The sequence below is a fragment of the Acinetobacter sp. SFA genome (assembly GCF_001647535.1).
GTDB classification, from domain to species: domain Bacteria; phylum Pseudomonadota; class Gammaproteobacteria; order Pseudomonadales; family Moraxellaceae; genus Acinetobacter; species Acinetobacter pecorum.
In genome coordinates, this window is sequence record NZ_LSZI01000019.1 from 26,380 (window position 1) to 50,208 (window position 23,829).

21 protein-coding genes are annotated in these 23,829 nt (G+C 44.0%); 13 read left to right on the top strand and 8 right to left on the bottom strand.

All coding sequences use genetic code 11. From position 1 onward, the window contains the following. Window positions 1-37: 37 nt before the first annotated feature. Complete coding sequence (murJ, locus tag AY607_RS11235; protein ID WP_171255306.1) at window positions 38-1,588, top strand: murein biosynthesis integral membrane protein MurJ; 1,551 nt, start codon at window positions 38-40, stop codon at window positions 1,586-1,588. A 109-nt stretch (window positions 1,589-1,697) separates the two neighbouring features. Here the strand turns inward: murJ and AY607_RS14740 are convergent, their stop codons facing one another. After that, complete coding sequence (locus tag AY607_RS14740) at window positions 1,698-1,856, bottom strand: DUF1328 domain-containing protein (protein WP_004647174.1); 159 nt, start codon at window positions 1,854-1,856, stop codon at window positions 1,698-1,700. A 191-nt stretch (window positions 1,857-2,047) separates the two neighbouring features. Between AY607_RS14740 and AY607_RS11240 the strand changes: the two genes are divergently transcribed. Further along, entirely contained in the window at window positions 2,048-2,500 is a 453-nt protein-coding gene (locus AY607_RS11240; RefSeq protein ID WP_064095133.1) for a YcgN family cysteine cluster protein, read from the top strand. Window positions 2,501-2,519: 19 nt separating this feature from the next. Here AY607_RS11240 and AY607_RS11245 read toward each other — a convergent pair whose 3' ends face one another. Next, complete coding sequence (locus tag AY607_RS11245; RefSeq protein ID WP_064095132.1) at window positions 2,520-4,658, bottom strand: EAL domain-containing protein; 2,139 nt, start codon at window positions 4,656-4,658, stop codon at window positions 2,520-2,522. Between the two features lie 263 nt (window positions 4,659-4,921). Here AY607_RS11245 and AY607_RS11250 point away from each other — a divergent pair, with 263 nt between their 5' ends. Continuing rightward, complete coding sequence (locus AY607_RS11250) at window positions 4,922-6,193, top strand: replication-associated recombination protein A (protein ID WP_064102572.1); 1,272 nt, start codon at window positions 4,922-4,924, stop codon at window positions 6,191-6,193. A 335-nt stretch (window positions 6,194-6,528) separates the two neighbouring features. Here the strand turns inward: AY607_RS11250 and AY607_RS11255 are convergent, their stop codons facing one another. From AY607_RS11255 to dapA, 4 genes are all read right to left on the bottom strand, one after another. Next, window positions 6,529-8,136, bottom strand: a complete 1,608-nt coding sequence (locus AY607_RS11255) for a phosphatase PAP2 family protein (protein ID WP_064095130.1) — start codon at window positions 8,134-8,136, stop codon at window positions 6,529-6,531. 464 nt (window positions 8,137-8,600) lie between these two features. Further along, complete coding sequence (purC, locus tag AY607_RS11260; RefSeq protein ID WP_064102573.1) at window positions 8,601-9,320, bottom strand: phosphoribosylaminoimidazolesuccinocarboxamide synthase; 720 nt, start codon at window positions 9,318-9,320, stop codon at window positions 8,601-8,603. 37 nt (window positions 9,321-9,357) lie between these two features. Then, window positions 9,358-9,963 (bottom strand): hypothetical protein, encoded by a 606-nt coding sequence (locus AY607_RS11265; protein WP_064102574.1) that lies wholly within the window; start codon window positions 9,961-9,963, stop codon window positions 9,358-9,360. A 14-nt stretch (window positions 9,964-9,977) separates the two neighbouring features. Then, window positions 9,978-10,877, bottom strand: a complete 900-nt coding sequence (gene dapA, locus AY607_RS11270) for a 4-hydroxy-tetrahydrodipicolinate synthase (RefSeq protein WP_064102575.1) — start codon at window positions 10,875-10,877, stop codon at window positions 9,978-9,980. Window positions 10,878-11,600: 723 nt separating this feature from the next. Here dapA and mhpT point away from each other — a divergent pair. The 3 genes from mhpT (at window position 11,601) to AY607_RS11285 (ending at window position 14,845) form a co-directional block, all read left to right on the top strand. Continuing rightward, entirely contained in the window at window positions 11,601-12,806 is a 1,206-nt protein-coding gene (gene mhpT, locus AY607_RS11275; RefSeq protein ID WP_064102576.1) for a 3-(3-hydroxy-phenyl)propionate transporter MhpT, read from the top strand. A gap of 311 nt (window positions 12,807-13,117) precedes the next feature. Then, complete coding sequence (gene pncA, locus AY607_RS11280; RefSeq protein WP_064095125.1) at window positions 13,118-13,747, top strand: bifunctional nicotinamidase/pyrazinamidase; 630 nt, start codon at window positions 13,118-13,120, stop codon at window positions 13,745-13,747. A 123-nt stretch (window positions 13,748-13,870) separates the two neighbouring features. Further along, window positions 13,871-14,845, top strand: coding sequence for a bile acid:sodium symporter family protein (locus AY607_RS11285; RefSeq protein ID WP_064102577.1), 975 nt, complete (start codon window positions 13,871-13,873; stop codon window positions 14,843-14,845). Window positions 14,846-14,971: 126 nt separating this feature from the next. Here the strand turns inward: AY607_RS11285 and AY607_RS11290 are convergent, their stop codons facing one another. Continuing rightward, a complete protein-coding gene (locus tag AY607_RS11290) occupies window positions 14,972-16,225 on the bottom strand; it encodes a hypothetical protein (RefSeq protein ID WP_064102578.1) in 1,254 nt (417 codons plus the stop codon). Between the two features lie 77 nt (window positions 16,226-16,302). On the opposite strand from AY607_RS11290, the gene serB reads away from it, so the two are divergent. The 4 genes from serB (at window position 16,303) to AY607_RS11310 (ending at window position 19,468) form a co-directional block, all read left to right on the top strand. Beyond that, complete coding sequence (serB, locus tag AY607_RS11295) at window positions 16,303-17,523, top strand: phosphoserine phosphatase SerB (RefSeq protein ID WP_064102579.1); 1,221 nt, start codon at window positions 16,303-16,305, stop codon at window positions 17,521-17,523. 415 nt (window positions 17,524-17,938) lie between these two features. Next, the gene (aciT, locus tag AY607_RS11300) at window positions 17,939-18,274 is read left to right on the top strand and encodes a ciprofloxacin tolerance protein AciT (RefSeq protein WP_064102580.1); all 336 of its coding nucleotides are present in this window, start codon (window positions 17,939-17,941) and stop codon (window positions 18,272-18,274) included. A gap of 139 nt (window positions 18,275-18,413) precedes the next feature. Beyond that, window positions 18,414-18,893 (top strand): SCP-2 sterol transfer family protein, encoded by a 480-nt coding sequence (locus tag AY607_RS11305; RefSeq protein ID WP_064095120.1) that lies wholly within the window; start codon window positions 18,414-18,416, stop codon window positions 18,891-18,893. Between the two features lie 68 nt (window positions 18,894-18,961). Next, window positions 18,962-19,468: a hypothetical protein gene (locus AY607_RS11310; protein ID WP_064102581.1), complete on the top strand. Its 507-nt coding sequence runs from the start codon at window positions 18,962-18,964 to the stop codon at window positions 19,466-19,468. 56 nt (window positions 19,469-19,524) lie between these two features. Here AY607_RS11310 and dtd read toward each other — a convergent pair whose 3' ends face one another. Beyond that, a complete protein-coding gene (dtd, locus tag AY607_RS11315; protein ID WP_064095119.1) occupies window positions 19,525-19,965 on the bottom strand; it encodes a D-aminoacyl-tRNA deacylase in 441 nt (146 codons plus the stop codon). A gap of 227 nt (window positions 19,966-20,192) precedes the next feature. On the opposite strand from dtd, the gene AY607_RS11320 reads away from it, so the two are divergent. From AY607_RS11320 to pncB, 3 genes are all read left to right on the top strand, one after another. Further along, window positions 20,193-21,707: a catalase gene (locus tag AY607_RS11320; protein ID WP_064102582.1), complete on the top strand. Its 1,515-nt coding sequence runs from the start codon at window positions 20,193-20,195 to the stop codon at window positions 21,705-21,707. Window positions 21,708-21,893: 186 nt separating this feature from the next. Beyond that, a complete protein-coding gene (locus AY607_RS11325; RefSeq protein WP_064095117.1) occupies window positions 21,894-22,424 on the top strand; it encodes an ankyrin repeat domain-containing protein in 531 nt (176 codons plus the stop codon). Between the two features lie 118 nt (window positions 22,425-22,542). Then, window positions 22,543-23,748 carry a nicotinate phosphoribosyltransferase gene (gene pncB / locus AY607_RS11330; RefSeq protein ID WP_064095116.1) on the top strand — a complete coding sequence of 402 codons (1,206 nt, stop codon included), beginning with the start codon at window positions 22,543-22,545 and terminating at the stop codon, window positions 23,746-23,748. The last annotated feature ends 81 nt before the right edge of the window (window positions 23,749-23,829 follow it).

The following is a 23,829-nucleotide window of genomic DNA, read 5'->3' on the forward strand; positions in this document are numbered from 1 at the left end:
AAAGTTTCATTACAATAGCCACAAATTTATACATTAGGTGAAGAGGATGGCGCTTTGGCGTTCGACCGTCATTGTCAGTGCGATGACCATGTTGTCACGCGTACTGGGATTGGTTCGAGATATTGTTTTACTGAATGTCTTTGGTGCTGGTAAAGACTTCGATACTTTCGTAGTTGCATTTCGTATTCCAAACTTTTTCAGGCGATTATTTGCCGAAGGCGCATTTTCACAGGCTTTTATTCCGGTACTGACCGAATACAAAACCAGTCGTACTCATCTCGAAGTCCAGATTCTGATCAGTCGGGTATTCGGCTGTCTGGCGACAGTGATGACAGCGCTGACCATGGTCGCGATGATTGCTGCACCATTGATCATGTATATCTATGCGCCGGGTTTCCATAGCGATCCTGAAAAATTCGCCCTGGCAACGGACATGTTTCGCCTGACCATTCCTTATTTGCTGTTCATGTCGCTGACTGCCTTTGCCAGCAGTATCCTGAACAGTTATGGCTCTTTTAGCACACCGGCATTTGCACCGGTCTTGTTAAATGTTGCCATGATTGCCGGAGCAGTCTGGCTTACGCCTTATATGGCAGAGCCCATTATGGCACTGGGCTGGTCAGTTATTATTGCCGGTATTTTACAGCTGGCGATCCAGATTCCTGAATTGTGGCGTAAAAAGCTGCTGATTCCTCCAAAAATTGACTTCAAACATGAAGGTGTTGATCGCATCATGAAGTTGATGCTGCCGGCACTATTTGGGGTATCGGTCACGCAAATTAATCTATTGTTAAATACCATCTGGGCTTCGTTCATGCAGGATGGTTCGGTGTCCTGGCTGTACAGTGCCGAGCGTATGACCGAATTGCCGCTTGGCCTGATCGGTGTTGCGATTGGAACTGTAATTCTGCCATCATTATCTGCGCGGCATACCGAGCAGAATCCGGAAAAATTTCGTGGCATGATGGACTGGGCTGCCAAAGTGATTGTGATGGCAGGTCTTCCTGCCAGCATTGCATTATTTATGCTCTCGACACCGATCATTCAGGCCCTGTTTGAACGTGGCCAGTTCACCTTTGAAGATACTCAAATGACGGCTCTGGCATTAAAATGTATGAGTGGTGGTGTGATCGCCTTTATGCTGATTAAAGTCTTTGCGCCCGGTTTTTATGCAAGACAGGATACCAGAACACCAGTACGTATCGGCTTGATAGCCGTGGCAGCCAATGCGATTCTGAACGTGATTTTTATCGGTTTCTTCAAGCTGATTCATTGGGAAGCAGAGCATATGGCGCTTGCCTTGGCATCAACGGGTTCAGCCATGGTCAATGCCGGTTTACTCTATTATTATTTGCATAAACGACATATTTTCCGTTTTGGCTCCCATTGGAAAAAAATCTTCCTGCAGTTTATGTTTGCCAATACCATCATGATTGCCGCTTTAGCCTATGGCCTGAGCTGGTATAACGCAGATGTATCGCAATGGATGCGTGTTTTAGAAGTGGTGATCTTATGTGTTGTCGGTGTGGCAGCTTATCTTGCAGCCTTACTGGTAGCGGGATTTAGGCCTCGTCATCTAAAACCTTAAGCTTAAAACCGAGCTGGTATAAATTAATAGAGCCATAAAAAAACAAGAGCCAAAAGGCTCTTGTTTTTTTCGAAAGTTAACACTTGCCTCGGGCAAGTCTAATGTAAATCTAGACTTTGCCGCGAGAAAGAAAACCCACGATCGCAAGAATCACCGCAATTACCAACAAGATAATTGCAAAATCCTTAGATAAGCCTGCAACGCCACCAAAACCTAGTAGACTCGCAATTAATGCAATAACAGCAAAAATAATAGCCCAGCGAAACATATATATTCTCCATGTGTTTTTATTTTCAAATTTAGTATAGAAATAAACGATTCTAGCGACTGTTAGTGTTTTGTTGATGAACTGTCTATGATTTAACAATAGTTTACGTGATAGTAATAAGAATTTGAGCGATAGGTCTGTAGGGTTCGGGCTGCTATAATAAGCTGATTTTTGAATGTGCCGACCTGATCATGAGCGATACTTTACGTCCTGAATTCTGGAAAAACTATTCACTGGCTGAACTGACGCAGGCCGAGTGGGAAGCTTTATGTGATGGTTGCGGCTTATGCTGTCTGATTAAACTGGAAGACGAAGATACCCAGGAAGTTGCTTATACCAAAGTGGCCTGCAAGCTGCTGGATTGCACCACTGCACGTTGCTCCAATTATCCGGATCGCCTGCAATATGTGCCGGACTGTATTCAGCTTACCCCAGAAAAATTGCAAACCATTCATTGGTTACCATCAAGTTGCGCCTATCGCCGGGTAGAACAGGGCAAAAGCTTGCCATCCTGGCATTATCTGGTCAGCGGTTCACGAGAAAGTGTGATTCAGGCACGCAAGTCGGCAGCAGGACGCTGCCTGAGTGAAAGCGACATTCATGAAGATGATATTGAAGACTATATCGTACGCTGGGTGCGTTAAATCTGCCTGCGTGATTCGTTTATTGATCTGCCGGATGGAGTAGGGCCTGGGCCGAAGCCCCGGCCATCGGACGATAGAAATAGAAGCCCTGCCCAATCTGGCAGTCACAATGAATCAGGGTATCCAGCTGTTCTGTATTCTCGATGCCTTCGACCAGAACATCCAGTGCAATACTGGAGCCAATCTGGGTAATGGCTTTGACAATGGCCAGAGCAGACGGGTCACTGTTCATGCGCTCTACAAAGTTTCGGTCAATCTTGATGCAATCGACCGGATAGTCCTGCAAGCGGGTCAGTGAAGAATGTCCGGTGCCGAAATCATCTAGCGAGATCTGGATTCCGGCCTGTTTCAGCAGGTTCAGCGCACGAACCACATAATTGGCACCATGCTCGGACAGGCTCTGTTCGGTAATTTCCAGTTCAACTTTATGCGCAGGAACATCAAAGTTGGACAGACGTGCCAACAGTTTTTCGGCATAGTCATCGCGCAGGAATTCGACCGGTGCAGCATTGATTGAAATTGGCAATAGATCCAGACCTTGAGCCTGCCAGCGGCTCATGTCAGCGAAAACTTTCAGTTGCATGGTTTCACTGATACGTGAGGCCAGCTCATAGTCCTGAAAGGCGCCAAAAATTTCAGAAGGTAACTGGATATTCTGGTTCTGATCCTGCCAGCGTAACAGGGCTTCAAAACCAATCACTGCACCATCAGATAGACGCACCTTGGGCTGATAATAGGGAATGATCTGATCGGCCAGAATAATCTTGCGCGCCAGAGTCAGCTGCTTGGTCATATTTTCCAGTGATCCGCACATTTCCTGATTAAACATGCGGATACCACCACGACCACTATTTTTCAGGTCATTCAAGGCAATATCGGCACATTTCAGCAGATTAGAAGTATTCAAGGCATCACGTGGATAAATTGTGCAGCCTATGCTCATGGCACTGTTGATGCTATTGCCGACATAATTGATCGGTTGCTCCAGCTGGGCATACGCCATTTGCGCTGTTGCCAGCAGCTGTTCTTCACTTTCCAGATTTTTGACTAGTACGGCAAACTCATCCCCACCCAGGCGGGCAACGATGGTATTTGGCCCGAAACAGGCCTGGAAACGCTTACCCAGAATATGGAGCAGATGATCGCCAGCAATATGACCCAGGGTATCATTGATGTGCCGGAAATAGTCCAGATCAATGAGTAGTAAACCTGCCATGGTCTGCTGTTGCTTGGCCTTTACCAAGACCTGTTTGAAGGTTTTATAGAAGGTACTACGGTTATACAGGCCAGTCAGTTCATCACGTTTAATCACTTCTTTTAAACGGGTTTCTGCGATTTTTTGCTGACTGATATTCCGTGATACACAGAGGATATTTTGAGTAATATTCTGCTGATCCAGAATCGGGGTCAGCAGGTGATCCCAATACTGGATTGGTTGATCTTTAATCTGAACTTTGCTGGAAAAACGACTGTTTAAGCCTTGGGCAGCCTGATTTAATGCGCGCTGCGCGGGTTTTCGCGCTTCAGGGGTTAAGCGATTGAACCAGGACAATGAGCGGTCCTGATCCTGTTCTTCGGCCTCATTTGCTTGTGTCAGACAACCCGGCTGGTTGCTATGTCGAATTTCACCTTCAGGACTGATAATGTTAATGCAGTCTGCACTGGCATCCAGCATATTTTCCTGGGTGGAAACAATATGAGAAAGTTGCTGCTGGATTTCAAAATAATCATGCACATCGGTCAGGGAAACGGCCCATTGCAGCAAATGGTCCGGCTGATGATGAAATTTTACAGCCAGAGTACACATGCGATAATGGGTATCACTGCGTTTAATCCGGCACTGGGTTTCAAAATCCTGATGCTGGTCCAGCGCTGCATGCCACTGCGTTAAAAACAGCTGCAGGTCCTCTGCATGAATGAAGTTCTGCCATTGTGGATTGCCCTGTTCATTCAGGTTTACCCCAAGATAGTCAGTCATGGCATGGTTAAAATATTGCAGATGTTGTTTGTTGCTGACCCATAAGGGTTGGGGTAAGGCATCAATCAGATTTTTTAACAAAATAGATTCAGACAAGTGAACGTGTGGCGCAATCAGTGATGATGATGCCAGTGGCTCCGACCAGCTCACAGTTCCCTGTTCAAATTTATCATGCTTCATGCATTCACCACTACAGCCCAGAATTGCCCAATGGGCTAGATAAGTTTCTTTTAATTAGAATAAACAATATGAAAATTACACTGTAATTAATTCACAATTAATCATGTTCAAATTATTTGCTTTTATAGAGATTAATTCATTCAGAATTAAAAAAATAGGGGATATCTATATAAATTAATTTTTTGTGCTTGGGGCTTGCAATCTTGGAATCAAAACTGCTGGTGTTAGAATGAGATCAGAATTTAATTTGAGCCAATAATAACATGTCAGATAGTCATATCCCGCTTCCAGAACGTTTACGGCCACGCGACCTTACACAGATTATCGGGCAGGAACATTTGCTGGGTGAGCAGGCGCCTTTACGCCAGATGATTGATCAGGGACATCTGCCTTCGATCATTTTCTGGGGACCACCCGGGGTCGGTAAAACCACCATTGCCTTACTGCTGGCTCAAGCGGTAGACCGGCCTTTTATCAGTCTGTCTGCTCTGAATACTGGCGTAAAAGAGCTGCGTGAAATCATTGCCGAAGGTGGTGATCTGCTGACGCCTGTAGTATTTATTGATGAAATTCATCGGTTTAATAAATCTCAGCAGGATGCGCTGTTAAACGCGGTCGAGAAGGGGAAAATTACCTTAATTGGTGCTACCACGGAAAACCCGTCCTTTGAAGTGAATAGTGCCTTATTGTCACGTTGTCAGGTGTATAGCCTGAATGCCTTGAGTGCTGAATCAATTCAGAGCTTATTGACGCAAGCCTTGCAAAATGACTCTTTCTTGCAGGAAAGACATATCCTGATTGAAGAATTTGATGCCCTGATCCAGTTCGCGGCAGGAGATGCCCGTAAGGCACTAAATCTACTCGATCTGATCGCCAGTACCTTTGAACCGGATATGGAAAATATCATCACCAATGCGATAGTGGTGAAAGTGGCTCAGCAAAATATTGCCCGTTATGACAAGTCTGGTGAGCAGCACTATGATTTAGTTTCGGCCTTTATTAAATCAATTCGCGGCAGTGATCCGGATGCAACCCTATACTGGATGGCGCGGATGCTCAAAGGCGGTGAAGATCCAGTGTTTATTGCACGCCGTATGCTGATTGCCGCATCTGAAGATATCGGTAACTCCAATCCGAATGCCTTGTTACTAGCCGGTGAATGCTTCCGTTCGGTACAGGCTGTAGGCATGCCGGAATGCCGGATTATTTTGGGGCAATGTGCAGTTTATCTGGCGACTAGTGCCAAAAGTAATAGTACCTATCTGGCAATTAACAAAGCGATGGAACTCGCAGATAAAACGTCCAACCTGCCGGTACCTTTGCATTTAAGAAATGCACCGACCAAGCTGATGAAAGAGCAGGGCTATGGGGTAGATTATCTGTATCCGCATAATTACCCTGAGCATTTTGTGATGCAGGAATATTTGCCACCAGAGCTAAAAGGGATAAAACTGTATGAATCAGCGCGGAATAAGCGTGAAGTAGAGGCCGAGCGCTTACAGCAACGTCGCTGGCAGCAACAACAGCAACAGTAAATAAAAGCCCGGGATCGGGCTTTTATTTTAATTACTATTAAATAATTTGAATCCTGTTTTAAAAATGGTTAAATATTGGTATAGATAATTAGTTGAAATAGCAGAAATAAATGATTTAAGTATTTTTAAATAGATTTAATATAATGATATTAATCTGCCGGAAAATGTTTTCAATCCAATTATTTAATCATCTAAAAATTCAGGACTTAATAATCATGATTTAACTCGGAATAGGTTGATTTTTTATGCAAAAATAATGCCCCAAAGATGATTAAATCTATGGAGCATTATTTAGAAAGTTAAAGCTCGATGAGTTTTAGTCTTTCCCAGACAGATTATTGAATTGACTGCTTGGCAGCTTGTACTCTACCCAGGTATTCAGGAGAGTATTTTAAAATATTCATAGCCATTGAAGCGATGCCTTTACTTGCTTCAGTATCACTTAACCAGTGTACCCGGCAGACTATACGACTCTTCGCATAATCAACTGCAGTGTTTTCAAACTCACTTCTTCTGCTATTGTCTACATCGGACAGGCTGTAGCCGACCAGATATCCTCTTAAGCTATGGCCTGATGGATATGAGGTATTCGTCAACAGGAAGTCGCGGTCTTCAGGGGTACATATTTCACTGTTATAGTAAACAAATGGCCGTTCACGATTATATTTCGCCTTAATTTCATTTGCGACTGGCTGTTCAAAATCAACCATATAATTGATTAGCGCGGTAACTTCAGTGGTATAGTACTTGTAATTGAAGCCGAGAAAACGTCTGGCTAAATACTGTGAGGTGATATTGGCATCTTGTTGAGCCAGTGTCCATCTTGATGCAGAAGGGTTGAGCAGTTCCTGATAGGTCTTTTTATCAAGCTCGAACGCTGCTGAGTTCTCCGCAGGCGGGTCTGGCGTTAACCAGTTTGCGGTGATTTTAATTTTTTCAAGGTTGGACAGATTTTCAAATACAACCTGGTCATGTGCACTGAAGTAGATGCGGGATGGCTCATCTACCTTAAAGTCAATTGCTAGAATAGGAAGATATTTTTGGGTGTCCTCATAATATGCTTGCTGGAAGCTTTGAGCTGCTTCTAAACCTGCTTCATTACCCAGATTATAATAAAAAGCTTCGATCGGTGCAGTGGTGGCCTTTTCGTCATTCCAGGCAGTGACCAGAATCTCGTCATTCCACCAGTCTGGGCGCAAATCAGTTGGAACACCTTTTCGGATAGCGGCAAACATACTAAAGTAATTCGCCCGAGTCGCAAATTTAGCCTGATCAGATACAGACATGGTATACGAGCAGGTCTGTCCCGGGAACTGATCTAGGGTACCTTGTGCCTTGGTAGCCCGCATGACGGGTATAAATATATCCAGCCATTTCTGTGGCGTATCGATGCCCCAGTCCTGACAGTCTTTTACTGTATAGTCGACCGAGCCATACTGGACTTCATCCGATTTCAGACAGTTATTAAATGAGCCAGTTCTGGCATCAGTATTCATGTCCATAGGCGATGCACAGCGGGTCGGTGCTACATCTTCATAATCCGGTCTGATCACAATACCTGCCTGATAGGTATCATCGGGTAACTTGAAATTCAGATCCTGGCGAATATAAGCAAAAGCTACAGCGCCTTTGTCGCGGTCTCTTTGCCGGTGAACCCAAGGTTTCGGTTGAGCTGCGATCCGAATACCTCTAAATAACAGTCCGGAACATTCATATTGTGGCGCTGAGTCAGACCCACAGTTCTCGACCACATTATTATATCTCTGCTCGTATTTTGTCGCAGCAATATAATTATTCATGTCTTCCATGTCATAAGGGGGCGGTTCAACAGGATTAGGAATTGGGGTAGGAGGCGGATTAGAACTGGAAGAGTCATTATCGCTGTCATGACATGCACTTAATAGGGCAGCAAGCAGCAATATGGTAAAGCCAGATGTTTTCATTAGAAAATCCTCAACTTATTTTAGTTTTTTCTCGATCATTATTAATTGGTTATAAATTAAGTGGTGAGCAGTGAAAAATTTATACTTCCTTATCTTTTTTAAGCAAGGATTAATTATAATTAACATGCTTTGATAAGCTAAAAAAATAATTATGTAATGAATTATTTTAAAATAAATATTTGTTTTAAAATGTAGTTTTTTATGAATAAAAATAATTAATTATTTTAATGATTTAATTGGTTGAATTTTATTTTAAATGAATAATGTGTTGAATCTGATTTAAATTAGTACACTTTATTTTAATTATCAAAAACTAATGAAAAAGTGTTAAATAAACTATTTATTTATATGACAGGTTTATTTTTAATTTCTCTCTTTAAAAACTGAATTAAATAACTGGAATGAGAAAGTAGCAGGGATTAAAAAACCGGATTTATAAATCCGGTTTTTTAATTAAGGAATAATTAGATATCGGAAAGATCAATACCTAGACGGCCAGCGACTTCTTCATATGCCTCAACCACACCGCCTAAACCTTGGCGGAAACGGTCTTTATCCAGTTTTTTCTTGGTGTCTTTATCCCATAAACGGCAACCGTCTGGAGAGAATTCGTCACCCAGTACGATACGGTCGTGGAATACGCCGAATTCAAGCTTGAAATCGACCAGAATCATGTTACCTGCGTCAAACAATGCTTTCAGCACGTCATTTACTTGGTAAGTCAATTCTTTCATTTTTGCCAATTGTTCAGCAGTTGCCCAGCCTAAAGCAATTGCTTGTGACTCATTGACCATTGGATCGCCAAGCGCATCATCTTTAAAGAACAATTCAAATGTTGGAGGAACCAAGGCCTTGCCTTCTTCCACACCTAAGCGGCGGCATAAAGAACCTGCTGCATAGTTACGAATCACACATTCAACCGGGATCATATCCAGTTTTTTCACCAGCACTTCATTTGGAGTCAGCAGCTTTTCAAAGTGAGTTTCAATACCCGCTTCTGCCAGCTTTTCCATAATGAAGGCGTTAAAACGGTTGTTCACCTTGCCTTTACGATCTAGTTGCTCGATTTTTTCGCCATTGAATGCAGAGGCATCATCCCGAAAGACTAAAATCAGATGGTCTGAACTGTCTGTGGTATAGACAGATTTCGCTTTACCAGTATAGAGCAAGGTTTGTTTTAACATGAGGGAACCTTTTACAAAAAAAAATGCCTAGAAATGTCTAGGCTGGCCAATTTTGGTAAATCTGGTTGAGCAGTTCTGCGGCTTTTTCACGGTCGGCAAAACTGTTATCGGCATTGAACACAGCGAGGTTATTACTTGAACCTACAGAAGATAATCTTAATACATAGGTTTGCTGATCGATCTTAACCGTAATTTCGTAACGATCTTTGCTCTGGGCAACGACGCTATGATTCAGACTGCTGAGGGTGGCAAGCGTGTATTGCCAAATTGTAGCAGAATTTCCCTCAATTTTAAGCAGCGGATTAAGATTTCCGTCTGTGACCAACTGTGGTTTACCAATAGAATTGGTTTCAGTCAGATCAGCTGCACTTGAGTTTGCAGTCTGGGCTGGCGGGCGTGGCAAGGCAAAACGGTTGCCACGCTGGTTTTCAAGCTTCGGTGCATGCTCAATTGCAAGCGGATCGACCGTTGGAGCAGGGTACAATGGCGTTGCCGGACGAACCAGAGTGCCTTCAGGATATTGTAAAGCTTCCAGGCTTGTAGTCTCTTTATAGTCTAAAGAGCCGTTGTTAACGGCCAATGAACTACAACCTGCCAAACTGAATACTGAAAGTGTAAGGCTAAGTCCTAAACGTAATTGCATAATCTTCTGCTCTTTTATTTGATAACGCCCGCTTCGACCAGTGCTTCATGAAGCGGAGCGCGATATTGTTCTGCAAGTGGTGTTAATGGAAGGCGAATACCTGTACCAATTAAGCCCATGTCGTGGAGTGCCCATTTCACAGGAATTGGGTTGGATTCGCAAAATAAAATATTGTGTAAATTTGCAACCTGAGCATTTAACTGTTCAGCAGTTGCAGCATCACCGGCAATGGCAGCGGCACATACTTCGCTCATGGCTTTCGGAGCCACGTTCGCCGTAACCGAGATATTGCCTTTGGCACCATGGCCCATCAGCTGATACGCAGTCGCATCATCACCTGAATAAACAGTCATATCCTTACCGCTAAGACCTTGCAGCAGTTCAGCACCGCGTGGCACATCACCAGTCGCATCCTTAATACCGATAATTTGTGGAATATCGGCCAGGCGAATCACGGTTTCATTGGCCATATCCACACCGGTACGGCCTGGTACGTTATACAGGATCTGAGGCAGGTCAACAGCTTCAGCAATGGCTTTATAATGCTGATACAAGCCTTCCTGAGTCGGTTTATTATAATACGGAGTTACCAGTAAAGCGGCATCTGCCCCCAGCTCTTTGGCTTCGCGGGTCAGTTCGATTGCTTCACGAGTCGAGTTTGCACCTGTACCGGCAATAATAGGAATACGTTTATTGGCCACACGAATGATTTCTTTGATCACCTGGGTGTGTTCACTCATGCTGAGAGTAGAGGCTTCACCTGTTGTTCCAACGGCAACAATACTGTTGGTACCCTCTGCAATATGCCATTCAACCAGCTTCTCGAGACCCTTCCAATCTACGCTGCCATCTTCAAACATAGGGGTGACGATTGCGACTATGGAACCTTGAATGGTCTGTGCTTGCTGAGTCATTTTAAAAAACTATCCTATTTGTCCATCCGAAAGGAATGAGAAAACATAAATTGGGATGGATTTGTATTTTGATTTATAGCAAATTCAATAGATTTGCATTGAATTGAATATTGCTTATGCAAATTATGACTGATCAAACGCATAAGAACAATATGCTTTAGTAAAAGCTACTGAATTCTTTATACAAAGCCTTCTGGAAACAATCAAGTAATAAATAAGATGATTTATAAAGCAAAATCCTGAAACTAAAGTCCTGTCTCTACCTACATACCAATAGATAATCCAGCAAATCGACTCAAAAATGTTAACGCTTGTGCAAAAAGCTCAGCTCAAAACCGCCGTTTCAGTATGTTTTGCTTATGGATTAATAGTTATATTGGATAAATTGAGATATTACACATCTTGATAGCCTCTTTCGGCCCAGACAAATAAAATCAAAAACTGTTAAAACTAATCTCTTTTAAATATCAATATATTGAGGAATTTTTTTCTTATCGGTTGATTTTTTAACTTGATGTATAAGCCTTAAGGTCGAAGTCTTGCATTTTATGCTGTTCTGATTAAGTGTTTTTGCGACTTTATCTGGTCGTATCCTCTCTTCACCCGCTTCTGCTCCTTTAGGAATATCCAGGCAAAACCTTCCACTTATTGATAGTTATTTCTGCAGTCAGGCTCATAGATGATGACTCTCTTTTGTAACGCTGATTGAACAAGGATAATCCAATGGAAAAATCAGACAATAAGCATGCTATCGTCACGGTCGCGATCTGTTTTCTGATTGCGGTGATTGAAGGCTTAGATATTCAGGCAGCCGGAATTGCTGCTGCAGGTATTCGTGAGCATTTTGGTCTCGATAGTTCCCAGTTGGGTGTGTTTTTTAGTGCAGGGATTCTGGGTTTATTACCTGGTGCACTGATTGGTGGTCGGTTTGCGGACCGCATTGGCCGTAAAAAGGTCTTGATCTGGTCGACAGCAGTATTTGCTGTATTTACCTTATGTACCGTCTGGGTGAATAGCTTTAACAGCTTGCTGGCAGTGCGTTTTCTGGCCGGGGCCGGTCTGGGCGGCGCGATGCCAATTCTGATTACACTCGCTTCTGAAGCTGTCTCTCCACAAAACCGTGGCCGTGCAGTCGGCTTGATGTACTGCGGCATGCCAGTCGGCGCAGCAATTTTATCTTTAATTGCGGCGACTGAATTTGGTGCCAACTGGAAGAATGTTTTTTATCTCGGTGGTCTGTTACCGATTTTTGCCATTCCGCTGATGATGCTATTTTTGCCTGAATCGAAGGAATACCTGAAAGCACAGAACAAAACGGCGGCAGAACTTGCCGTTACACCGCAGGGTTCATTCAAGGACCTGTTTAATTCGGACAACCTGTTACGTACGCTATGTATCTGGGTGAGCTACTTCTTTACCTTGATGGTGGTTTACATCATGTTGAGCTGGCTGCCATCATTATTTATGGAACTTGGCTTCACACGTAAAGATGGTTCAACCGCACAGTTCTACTTCATGGTTACAGCGACGATTGGTACGATTATTCTGGGTATGCTGACCGATCGCTGGAAGAAAGCCTATGTGATCCTGTTGATGTACGGTGGTATCTTGGCAGGTCTACTGGCGCTGAATGGTGCAAGCTCGCTGAACCAGATGTATATGGCAGCCGCATTGGCCGGGGCTTTTGTCATTGGCTGTCAGGGTGTGCTGTATGCCTTTGGCAGTATCGTTTATCCGACAGAAGTACGTGGGACCGGTGTCGGTGTGGCATCGGCCGTTGGTCGTATTGGTGCCATGCTGGGTCCAGTCATTGCCGGTCAGTTACTGACGGCAGGTTTTGGTGCTGCGGGAGTCATTACCGCTGCGATCCCATGTATCATTATCTCTGCATTATGTATGCTGTTTTTAGTGAACCGCACCAAAGTATAATGTTCAAAGATTTAAAAAAGCCTGCAATGAGCAGGCTTTTTTATTTTTGGAATTTAAGAACGAGCCAGGGCTATATGATTAAAAATCCGGATGCCTTATCTACGACAATCTAGAATTCATTTTTGTACAGGTCTAGATCGGTACACATCCGCAACTCATCCCATATTTTCAAAAAGAAGAAGTCTCTCGATCTGCTTCTATGAGAGCATTCAGAATGCACAGTCATGCCATTTTTAACCGTAGGGCTAAAAATTCTGGGGTATTTTGCGCTATGCTTGGGTATAAATCGAGATTTCAATGGATGAAAACAGATGCAGAATAATATCGCTTTACTGGTCGTGGACGTACAGAGAGGATTTACCCCAGGAGGTAATCTAGCTGTAGCCAATGCTGACCAGATTATTCCAAATATCAATCAATTGGGACAGCATTTTAAGCATATTATCCTGACTCAGGACTGGCATCCGGACAATCATATTTCTTTTGCAGACAACCACCCGGGCAAAGCAGCCTATGACAGTATTCAGCTGGATTATGGCACTCAGGTCTTATGGCCAAAACATTGTGTGCAAGGGACACTCGATGCCGAACTGCATCCGGATTTGAATTTACCGCAAGCACAACTCATCATTCGCAAGGGTTTTCATGAGCAGATCGACAGTTACTCGGCCTTTATGGAAGCTGACCGGAAAACCATGACGGGTCTTGCTGGCTATCTGCGTGAGCGTGGGATTGATACCGTATTTGTGGTCGGGATTGCCACGGACTTTTGTGTGGCCTGGACTGCCATTGATGCCTGCAAACTGGGCTTTAAAACCTATGTGATTGCCGATGCCACCAAGGGCATTGATCTGAATGGTTCCCTGCAACATGCCTGGCAGGATATGCTGTCGCATGGAGTGAAACGGATTTATGTCAAAGATATCGTCCAGACAGTTTAAAAGCTTACAAGAATAGGCTTTAGATATCTCGTTAATTGTCTTTGTATTTAAATCTATAAACTCAGGTATCAAGAGATACCTGTTTTATTTAATCTCCCTTGATGTCATACCTGGATGAAACCCATGTCAGCCTTGCTCCAGTTTAGCCAATTTATCCAAAAAACCTTTGCGCTATGGGTCGTGCTCTTTTCTGGCATTGCCTTGCTGGTTCCTGAAGCTTTTGTCTGGTTGAGGGCTTATATTCCGTGGATGTTGGGCATCATCATGTTCGGCATGGGTATCACCATGACGGTAGGCGATTTTAAAAGTGTCCTGCAAAGTCCGAAAGCTGTGGCAATTGGTGTCGTCGCCCAGTTTGTGGCGATGCCAGGCTTGGCTTATCTGCTGTGCAAACTGTTTCAGCTACCGCCAGAGATTGCAATCGGGGTGATATTGGTGGGTTGCTGTCCGGGCGGAACGGCATCCAATGTGATTACCTATATGGCCAAGGGCAATACCGCCTTGTCTGTCGCCTGTACCTCGGTTTCGACTTTACTGGCGCCCATTTTTACTCCGGCCATTTTCTATGTGTTGGCCAGTCAGTGGATTGAGATTAATGCCTTATCCATGCTGGTATCAATCTTACAGGTGGTGTTATTTCCGATTGTTCTGGGTTTAATTGTTCGGGCGCTACTCAAGCAAAAAGTCAGCACCTATATTCAGGTCATGCCCTTGATTTCTGTGATTGCCATTGTTGCAATTGTCGCGGCGATTATTGCCGGCAGCAAAACCCAGATTTTACAATCGGGGCTAATAATTCTGGGGATTGTAGCCTTACATAATGGTATGGGCTATCTGCTGGGTTATTGGGCCAGTCGCATGTTCAAGCTGGCAGAAATAGACTGTCGTGCAGTATCGATTGAAGTCGGTATGCAAAACTCTGGTCTAGGCGTGGCCTTGGCGGCAACCAATTTTGCTGCTTCTCCATTGACAGCTTTACCAAGTGCCATTTTCAGTCTGTGGCACAATATTTCAGGTCCGGCATTAGCCACTTACTGGGCTGCCAAAAATAAAGACAGTGCCTCAGTGCCAAAGCAGAATCTGGATACAGAGCGCTAGAATTTTAAAAAAAGTTGATGTCTAAATTCTGCTGAGAAGCTAAAAGCAGCATCTAGCCAGTGAAAATTTGCAGAACTAAGCTATAAAAAAGCCCGATTCAATATCGGGCTTTTTAATTTAAAAAATTTATGAAGCTTTGGACTGTTTGGATTTTAAAATCTCGGTTCTAAAAGTCTGTGCCAGCTCTGCCGTTTCTGCATCCATTCCGTTCACCACAAAGGCATGACGGGTCAGGACATTGGTTGGATTAGGCATACTCACCAGCTGGAAGTGATCACTTACATCTTTCAGCAAATGATTCGGTACATGCAGGGCACTTTCTTTCGAGACCAGATGCTGTGTCAGACGCTCAGAGGCTTGTACCGAGCTGAGCTGCATCTCCTCGACTTTAGAGGCAATTGCGCTGCGGGTTTGCAGCACAAAACGTTTTTCTTCCCGGTAACGTTTATACAGTACTTCGGACAACAGCTGGAACACGGCACTGATCATGGTCAGGCAAGCCAGGGCATTTGGTTTATCTGCTGCAATACTGATCGTGGCCCCTTTTTCATCAAATTTATGTACGGTACAAATATCAGAACTATTCAATTTATAACGTTGCACACAGAGTTCGGTGGCTTTGTTCAGAAAAATCTGACAGAGATTGAAATAAGGTACCGAAACGGTTTTATTGACGCTATCGAGTAACTGTTTTGGATCATAGAACTGGATATTTAAGCTCAGGCTATCCTGCTCCAGGACCGCCGGCTTATGTTCTTTTTCTTTGGCTTTATTTTTCACTGCCTGTTGAGCCTGGGCAATGGCCAGTGCTGCATTATGCTTTTCCTGTTCCAGTGCCTGGGTCAGGGTCTGAATCTCGAATTTCAGCCGCGATTCGTTATTGATGCGTGCCAGATATTCGGTACGGCTTGGACGTGCCACAGCACGATAAGCAACCCAGAGCAGGGCATGAATGATGAATGAGAACAGAATCGCCAGCCATTGCGTTCGTAGAATTTCACCAATACTAGGCTCAATCAGCGTGATTTCAATCACACCGACTTTTTTCTCGTTTTGCAGGGCATCACGGACAAAAACTTCACCTTCCCGGGTTTTGGTCAGTCCACCTGTGGCTAAAACCTGACCTTTCGCATCCAGGATCCGAATTGAAGCTACGCTTGGATTGGTGGCGTAACGATTTGCCAGTAAAGCCAGAGATACACGGTTAGGCGGTTCAAGCTCGGACAGGCTGTCTGTCACCAGCTGAGTGGTCATCAGCTGTCCCTGATTGGCACGGTTTTCATTCAGTTGGTGAGTGGTTGCCAATACCAGTAAAAAGGTATGCAGAGCAAAACTTATAATCAATAGGCTAGCAAATAGCCCTTGTCTAGGCGCATTCAACGTAAACTTCCAAGGCAATTCTGTTCAATTTCGATTATGATTCTAACAATAGTTGTAGCTCAGACCCGAGTCAATTCATGCGAGAAATCATTCTTATATCATTCTTAGGACCTGACCAGCCTAATCAATTTACACGATTAATGCAGGTTTTGTCCGCCCATTCCCTACAGATTTTAGATGTAGGGCAAGCGGTTATTCATAATCAGTTAACCTTAGGTATTGTTGTAGCCTCTGAAGACCAGACAGCGACAGCATTAGCCATGAAGGAGATCCTGATTCTAGCACATGATATCGGGTTAACTGTGCGCTTTAAACCGATCTCTGCGACTGAATATGATCAGTGGGTCAAAGAGGGTGGACGCACACGTTATATCGTAACGGCATTGGCTCCTGAATTAAATGCCTCTCATCTGCAAGCCGTGACCCAGATTGTCTCGGCTCAGGGTTTTAATATTGAAACCGTGACCCGTCTGTCTGGCCGTCCGGCTCTGGATGGTCACAGCAGCGGGCCGAAACGCGCCTGTGTGGAGTTCGGTTTAAAAGGACAGATGCTCGATGCAGCCGCAATGCGTGCTGCCTGTTTGCGTTTATCCACTGAACTTAATGTCGATGTCGCGGTACAGGAAGACAATGCCTACCGCCGTAACCGTCGTCTGGTGTGTTTCGATATGGACTCGACCCTGATCGAGCAGGAAGTCATTGACGAACTGGCAATTGAAGCCGGTGTCGGTGCACAGGTTGCAGAAATTACCGAACGTGCCATGCAAGGCGAGCTGGACTTCCAGCAAAGTTTCCGTGCGCGTGTCGCCTTGTTAAAAGGAATGGACGCATCGGTACTTCCAAAAATTGCCGAGCGCCTGACCATTACAGAAGGTGCCGAACGTCTGATTTCAACTTTAAAAGCATTGGGTTACCGTACCGCAATCCTTTCCGGCGGTTTCCAGTATTTTGCTGAATACTTGCAAAGCAAACTGGATATTGATGAAGTACATGCCAATGCGCTTGATGTTCAGGATGGGGTCGTTACCGGTGAAGTCAAAGGTCATATCGTTGATGGCGCGCGTAAAGCATTCTTGCTCGGTGAGATTGCTCAGGAGATGGGAATTTCTCTGGAACAGACTATTGCGGTCGGTGATGGTGCCAATGACTTGCCCATGTTATCCATTGCAGGACTGGGGGTGGCTTTCCGGGCCAAGCCACTGGTTCGCCAAAATGCCAATCAGGCGATTTCTAGCGTCGGTCTGGACGGAGTGCTATATTTGCTCGGTGTCCATGATAAAGACCTGAACCGTGCATAAATCAAGGCTTTAACAGATTTTAAAGGCGACCTCAGGGTCGCTTTTTTTATCCTGAATGAAATGGCTTAAAGGCGTGAAGGATGAAACTTGACTACAAAAATATCGATCATCTTAAACGGAAAAATAATTTTTTCCCTCAAAAAAAGCACTGATAATTTTGTAATGACACGCCAACATTGGCGCAGTCATTAATCCACAAAAATGTGAAAAGCAAAAATTGTAATGACAATATAATATCGCGACAAAGTATGTCGTTAGGCTGGATGGCAGGACTTTTTTTATGCAAAAAACTCAGCATAATGCAGACATAGAGATACAAATCAACAGATTCCATTTTATTGATGTAACGAAATTCAATAGATAGAAACTTTGCAATATCAGGCGGAAAACTATCTATCTGGATGGAGGGGGTTATATGGTAACAGCGAATTTAACAACGATTGTGGGCTTCAGTTTAGTCGCTGTAGCTGTGCTTGCTGTATTCTTCTCGCCTTATCGTCGCTGGTTAAGCTTTATGGCTGCCGGGATGCTGGTTTGGGGCCTGGTCGAGGTGATTCGTATAGGGACTCAGACCTGGTTTGAGCTGCCAATGACGTATAGTTATCTGAGCGCATTAACTGCGGTCATGCTGGTGGTGACCTGCCTGTTATTGCGTGAAGATCGTCGTGCCGAGCGTGCTTTGGCAAAACGTCGCTATATCGAACACACACCAGTCTATGAAGATGACCAGCAGCAGCTTTCTAGCCGTTAAGTTCTCTAATATCAGTGAAATAATGCACCTGCGGGTGCATTTTTCGTTTAGAAATATGATACAAACTGCTGCATCCACCTAACCCGGAACTATGCTAGGATATTTGTCAATTTTCGTACAATTAGAATAGGCATCCTTCATGAAACTGTCCTCCATTCCTGTGTTAAAACTTCCTCTTGTTGATGTAAGTACAGATCCGCTGGACTTACTGGTCGCAGGTTTAGCATTACGTATGAAGCAGTTGGCACGTACCAGCCCAAAATTCATCGAACTGGTACATGGGCGTCAATTCCGCATCCAGATTGGTACGGATGAGGGTATGGCACGTCAGATCATTGTGAATAACGACCATATCGAGACCGTTTCTGGTGATGCTGAAAAAGCAGATTTTGTTTTGCAGTTTGCTGATAGTGAGCAGGGCGTAAAGACTTTAATTAAAGGTGATCCGACTGCATTTATGACCGGCATGCAAAGTGGCACCATCAAAATGGAAGGTGACTTCGGTTTGCTGGTCTGGTTTAACCAGGTGGCGAAGATGATTCCACCAAAACTGCCAAAGCCAGTCAAAGAAAAAGTGAAAATGGTACGCCAGTTTATTAAAGAAAAAACTGGTAAATAGTCTAAAGACTTATTGAATAATCATTTTTCTCTTGTAAAGTACCCCCTTTATTTTTAGGGGGTACTTTTATGAAAAAATTAATTACAGCAAGTTTAATCGCTGTATCAGTAACGATGACAGGATGTGCCAGTATTATTTCAGGATCAACCCAAACACTGGCATTTAAGTCAGTTCCTGAACAAGCATCTATTTCTATTACAAATAAAGCTGGCGAAAAAGTACATACTGGAGTTACGCCTGCAATAGTGACCCTTAAGCGTGGTAATGGGTTCTTTAAACCGGCAGCTTATGATGTAACTTTCAAAAAAGAAGGCTTTCAAACTAAAACAGTTCAAGTAACTGGTACTGTTAATGGTTGGTATGTGGCAAATATCATTTTTGGCGGTCTAATTGGTTTGCTTATCGTTGATCCTGCAACAGGCTCCATGTATACGTTAAATCCTAGTGATATCAATGCTGTATTGGATGAAAATCAGACTGCATCACAAAAAGGCCAACAATCACTCACTGTAATGTTGGTTCAAGATATTCCTGAAAACCTTATGAGCCGCGCAAAATATATTTCAACGCTCTAAGTTCAAAAATAAAAAGCCCTCATTAGAGGGCTTTTTTAATGTGATGAATAATGTCGTTATTCAACTTCTAAATTAAACGTCACAGGCCCATCATTAACGAGATGCACTTTCATGTCGGCGGCAAAAATACCGGTTTGTACATGCTCAAACTGGCTTCGAGCATATTCCACCAGCTGCTCATATAAGGCTTTTGCTTCAGCCGGTGGCATGGCCGGACCAAAGTCTGGACGTAAACCTTTCTGGGTTTGCGCCATCAGGGTAAATTGTGAAACTAGCAATATACCACCGCCAGCCTGGGCAACGTTCCAGCCCATTTTGCCCTGTTCATCATCAAAGAAACGGTATTTCAATATCTTATCAATCAGTTTTTTGCCTTTTTCCAGATTATCGTCTTTGCCCAACCCCAGAAAAACCAGAATTCCTTTTTCAATTTCTCCGGTAATTTCACCCTCGACCACGACTTTAGCTTCTAAAACTCTTTGTAATAAGGCACGCATTTTACATATTGACTGAAAACCACAGATAGACGTGATTGTAGCAAGAAAAAAATCTGGAGCAGTATGAGATGCTGTTTTTATGAACTTTAAATATCTGAAAATCAATTGATTAATTTTTATAAATTCATTAAAGCGATTGAATTTATAAAAATAATCTGTTTTATCTATTTATTGTGCTCGCGTATCTTAGTCTGTGCAGGAAAGGTAATAAATTAAGAGATTTAGAAATGTTTAAGCGTTCATTACTGGTTGCAATGCTTGCAACTGTCACAGCCGCACAAGCTGCTCCTTTAACGAAAGACAATGGCGCGCCAGTGGGGGATAACCAGAACTCGATCACTGCGGGTCCAAATGGTTCAGTGTTACTTCAAGATGTTCAATTGATTCAAAAATTACAACGTTTTGGTCGTGAACGTATTCCTGAGCGCGTGGTACATGCACGTGGTACGGGTGCCTATGGTGAGTTCGTTGCAACCAAAGACCTTTCTGATCTTACCCTTGCTTCATTATTTAAAGCCGGTACTAAAACTCCAGTTTTCTTACGTTTTTCTACCGTAATTCACGGTAAGGGTTCACCCGAAACCCTACGAGATCCGCACGGTTTTGCAGTGAAATTCTACACTCAGGAAGGCAACTGGGACTTGGTCGGTAACCAGACCCCGGTATTCTTTATCCGTGATGCGATCAAATTCCCGGACTTCATTCATGCCATGAAGCCAAGCCCGGTGACGAATGTTCAAGATGCCAACCGCGTGTTTGACTTCCTGTCGAGCCAGCCATGGGCCACCAACATGCTGACTTATGTGTATGGCAAGCAAGGTGTTCCAACCAGTTACCGCGAACAGGACGGTTTTGGGGTACACGCTTACAAACTGTATAACGACAAAGGCGAATACAAATACGTGAAATTCAACTTCCGTTCAAAACAGGGCGTGAAGGGCTTGAACGTAAAAGAAGCGGCTGAGCAGCAAGGCAAAGATTTCAACCACTTGACCAATGATCTTTATCACAACATCTATGCAGGTAATTTCCCGAAATGGGACCTGTACATTCAGGTGATTGATCCTAAAGACTTGGGCAAGTTTGATTTCGATCCGCTAGATCCAACCAAAATCTGGCCAACCGAGCTGGTGCCGGAAACCAAAGTCGGCACCTTGACCCTGAACCGTATGCCGAAGAACTTCTTCAACGAGACTGAACAGTCGGCATTTGCGCCAGGTAATCTGGTACCAGGTATCGAGCCGTCTGAAGACCGTCTGTTACAAGGTCGAATCTTCTCTTACTCAGATACCCAAATGTACCGTCTGGGTGCGAATCACCAGCAAATTCCGGTAAACCGTCCAGTGGTGAATGTGAACAACAATAACCAGGATGGTTACATGAATATCTCTGAGCGTGACTCGGATGTGAACTATGAGCCAAGCCGTAAAGAGCCAAAAGCTGCTACTGAAAAAGCACGTGCAGTACAAACTCCTTTAACTGGCCATATTCAGCAGATCGGGACCAAAGAGCAGAACTTCAAACAGGCAGGTGAGCTGTACCGTTCATATACGGCTAAAGAGAAAGATGACCTGATCATGAACCTTGCTGCTGACTTAGGTGCAGTGAAAGACTCAGAAACCAAGCACATCATGTTATCTTATTTCTACAAGGCAGATGCGGACTACGGTACCCGCATGACCAAGGCAGTGAACGGTAACCTGGCGACTGTTAAAGCCAAAGCTGCAAAATTAAAAGACTAATCACGATTGGTCTTGAGGAACTGGTGATTAGGGCATAGCGCATCACCTCCGAAAAGTCCTGTAAAGCTCCAAACCTTTCCTGCACCCTAGGGGGAGTTTTACAGGCACTCCGTTTTTTATCTCATCTCAGGTGAATATGATCCTGAGTGACTGAAATTTTCTTTTCGATTTCTGTTGGAGTTCATCATGAACGTTATGCCACACGCATTTTTAGCCAGTATTCTTGCCTTCAGTTCTATATTCGCAACGGCTGCTGAAGTGAAGAATGTCTCCCCTGCAAAAACAGCGGCAAGCATTCGGATGAATTCACAACAGGAATTGGTCAACCTGTTCTTTGCTGCGGCTAAAGTTGGCAATAGTGAAGTTATCAACGAATTTCTGAAACATGGCTTCCCGGTCGATGTACGCAATAAAGACGGTTATACACCGCTGATGATGGCGACTTATTATGGCCATCAGGAGATTGTCAGCAGTTTGCTTAAACATGGTGCTGACCGCTGTGCCCGGGACAATCGAGGCAATACGGCCTTGATGGGTGCCTTGTTTAAAATGGAATTTGCCATTGCCAAGCAGCTGCATCAGGCTGACTGTGATGCCCAGGCCCAGAAAACCGGGCAAAAGACTACTGCTGAGTTTGCCAAAGTGATTGGTCAGGAAAAACAATTACAGAAATTGATTCAGGAGCAGGAAAAAACTCAGGTCAAAACCCAGAAATAAGCCGGTTTATATTGGGATACTGTTGTTGAAAATCCGGCCGGCTGTACGTAAATCCTGCAATATTGCATGACTTTTTATGCTTTAATGCAAAGATAAGCACAGCGATATTCCTTTAGTTATGGCTCCAATTATCCATTCTCTGTTAGATACTGACTTGTACAAATTTACCATGTTGCAAGTGGTCTTACACAAGTTTCCACAAACGCATAGTGTCTACCATTTCCGTTGTCGTAATCTGGAAGATACAGTCTATCCCCTGACGGATATTCTGGATGATCTGAACCATCAACTCGATCTGCTGTGCCAGCTTAAATTTAAAGAAGACGAATTACAGTATTTACGCAGTCTACGTTTTATCAAAAGTGACTTTGTTGACTATCTGGAACTGTTCCAGCTGAAACGCCGTTTTATCAAGGCCAGTATTGACAGTCAGGGGCGTCTGGATATTGTGATAGAAGGTCCGATGGTTCAGGCCATGATGTTCGAGATCTTTGTCCTTTCCATTGTCAATGAGTTGTATTTCAGCCGGATTCGTACCCCCGAAGTGCTGGTCGAAGGCGAGCGCCGTTTAAAGGCTAAAGTGGAGCTGTTAAAACAGTATGCTGCTGCACAGGACCCAAATGATCCCCCATTTCTGGTGTCGGACTTCGGTACCCGCCGTCGTTTCAGCTTTGCATGGCAGAAGCATGTGGTTGAAGAATTTAACAAAGCTGCGCCTTATGTGTTCCGTGGTACCAGTAATGTACTGCTGGCCAAAGAGTTGGGCATTACTCCAATTGGCACCATGGCGCATGAATTTTTGCAAGCTTTTCAGGCACTGGATGTACGTTTGCGGAATTTCCAGAAAGCCGCACTGGAAACCTGGGTACAGGAATACCGTGGTGACCTGGGAATTGCCCTGACTGATGTGGTCGGAATGGATGCTTTCCTGCGTGACTTTGACCTGTACTTTGCCAAGCTCTTTGATGGCCTGCGTCATGACAGTGGCGATCCTTACGAATGGGGTGATAAAGCCTATGCCCACTATAAAAAGCTGAAAATAGACAGCAAAACCAAGATGCTGACTTTCAGTGATGGCCTGAATCTGGAAAAAGCCTGGAAATTACATCAATACTTTAAAGACCGTTTCCAGGTCAGTTTTGGAATCGGGACCAATCTGACCAATGATATGGGACAGACACCGCTGAATATTGTCCTGAAACTGGTGGAATGTAACCGTCAGTCGGTGGCCAAGATTTCAGACAGTCCGGGCAAAACCATGACAGATAATGATACCTTCCTGGCCTATTTACGTCAGGTATTTAGCGTTACAGAAACTGCTTAACAGGGACACACCCTATTTAAAAACTGCTTCAATATTGAGGCAGTTTTTTCTTTCTGAGTTAGCTTTCTCTACTTTTTCTTA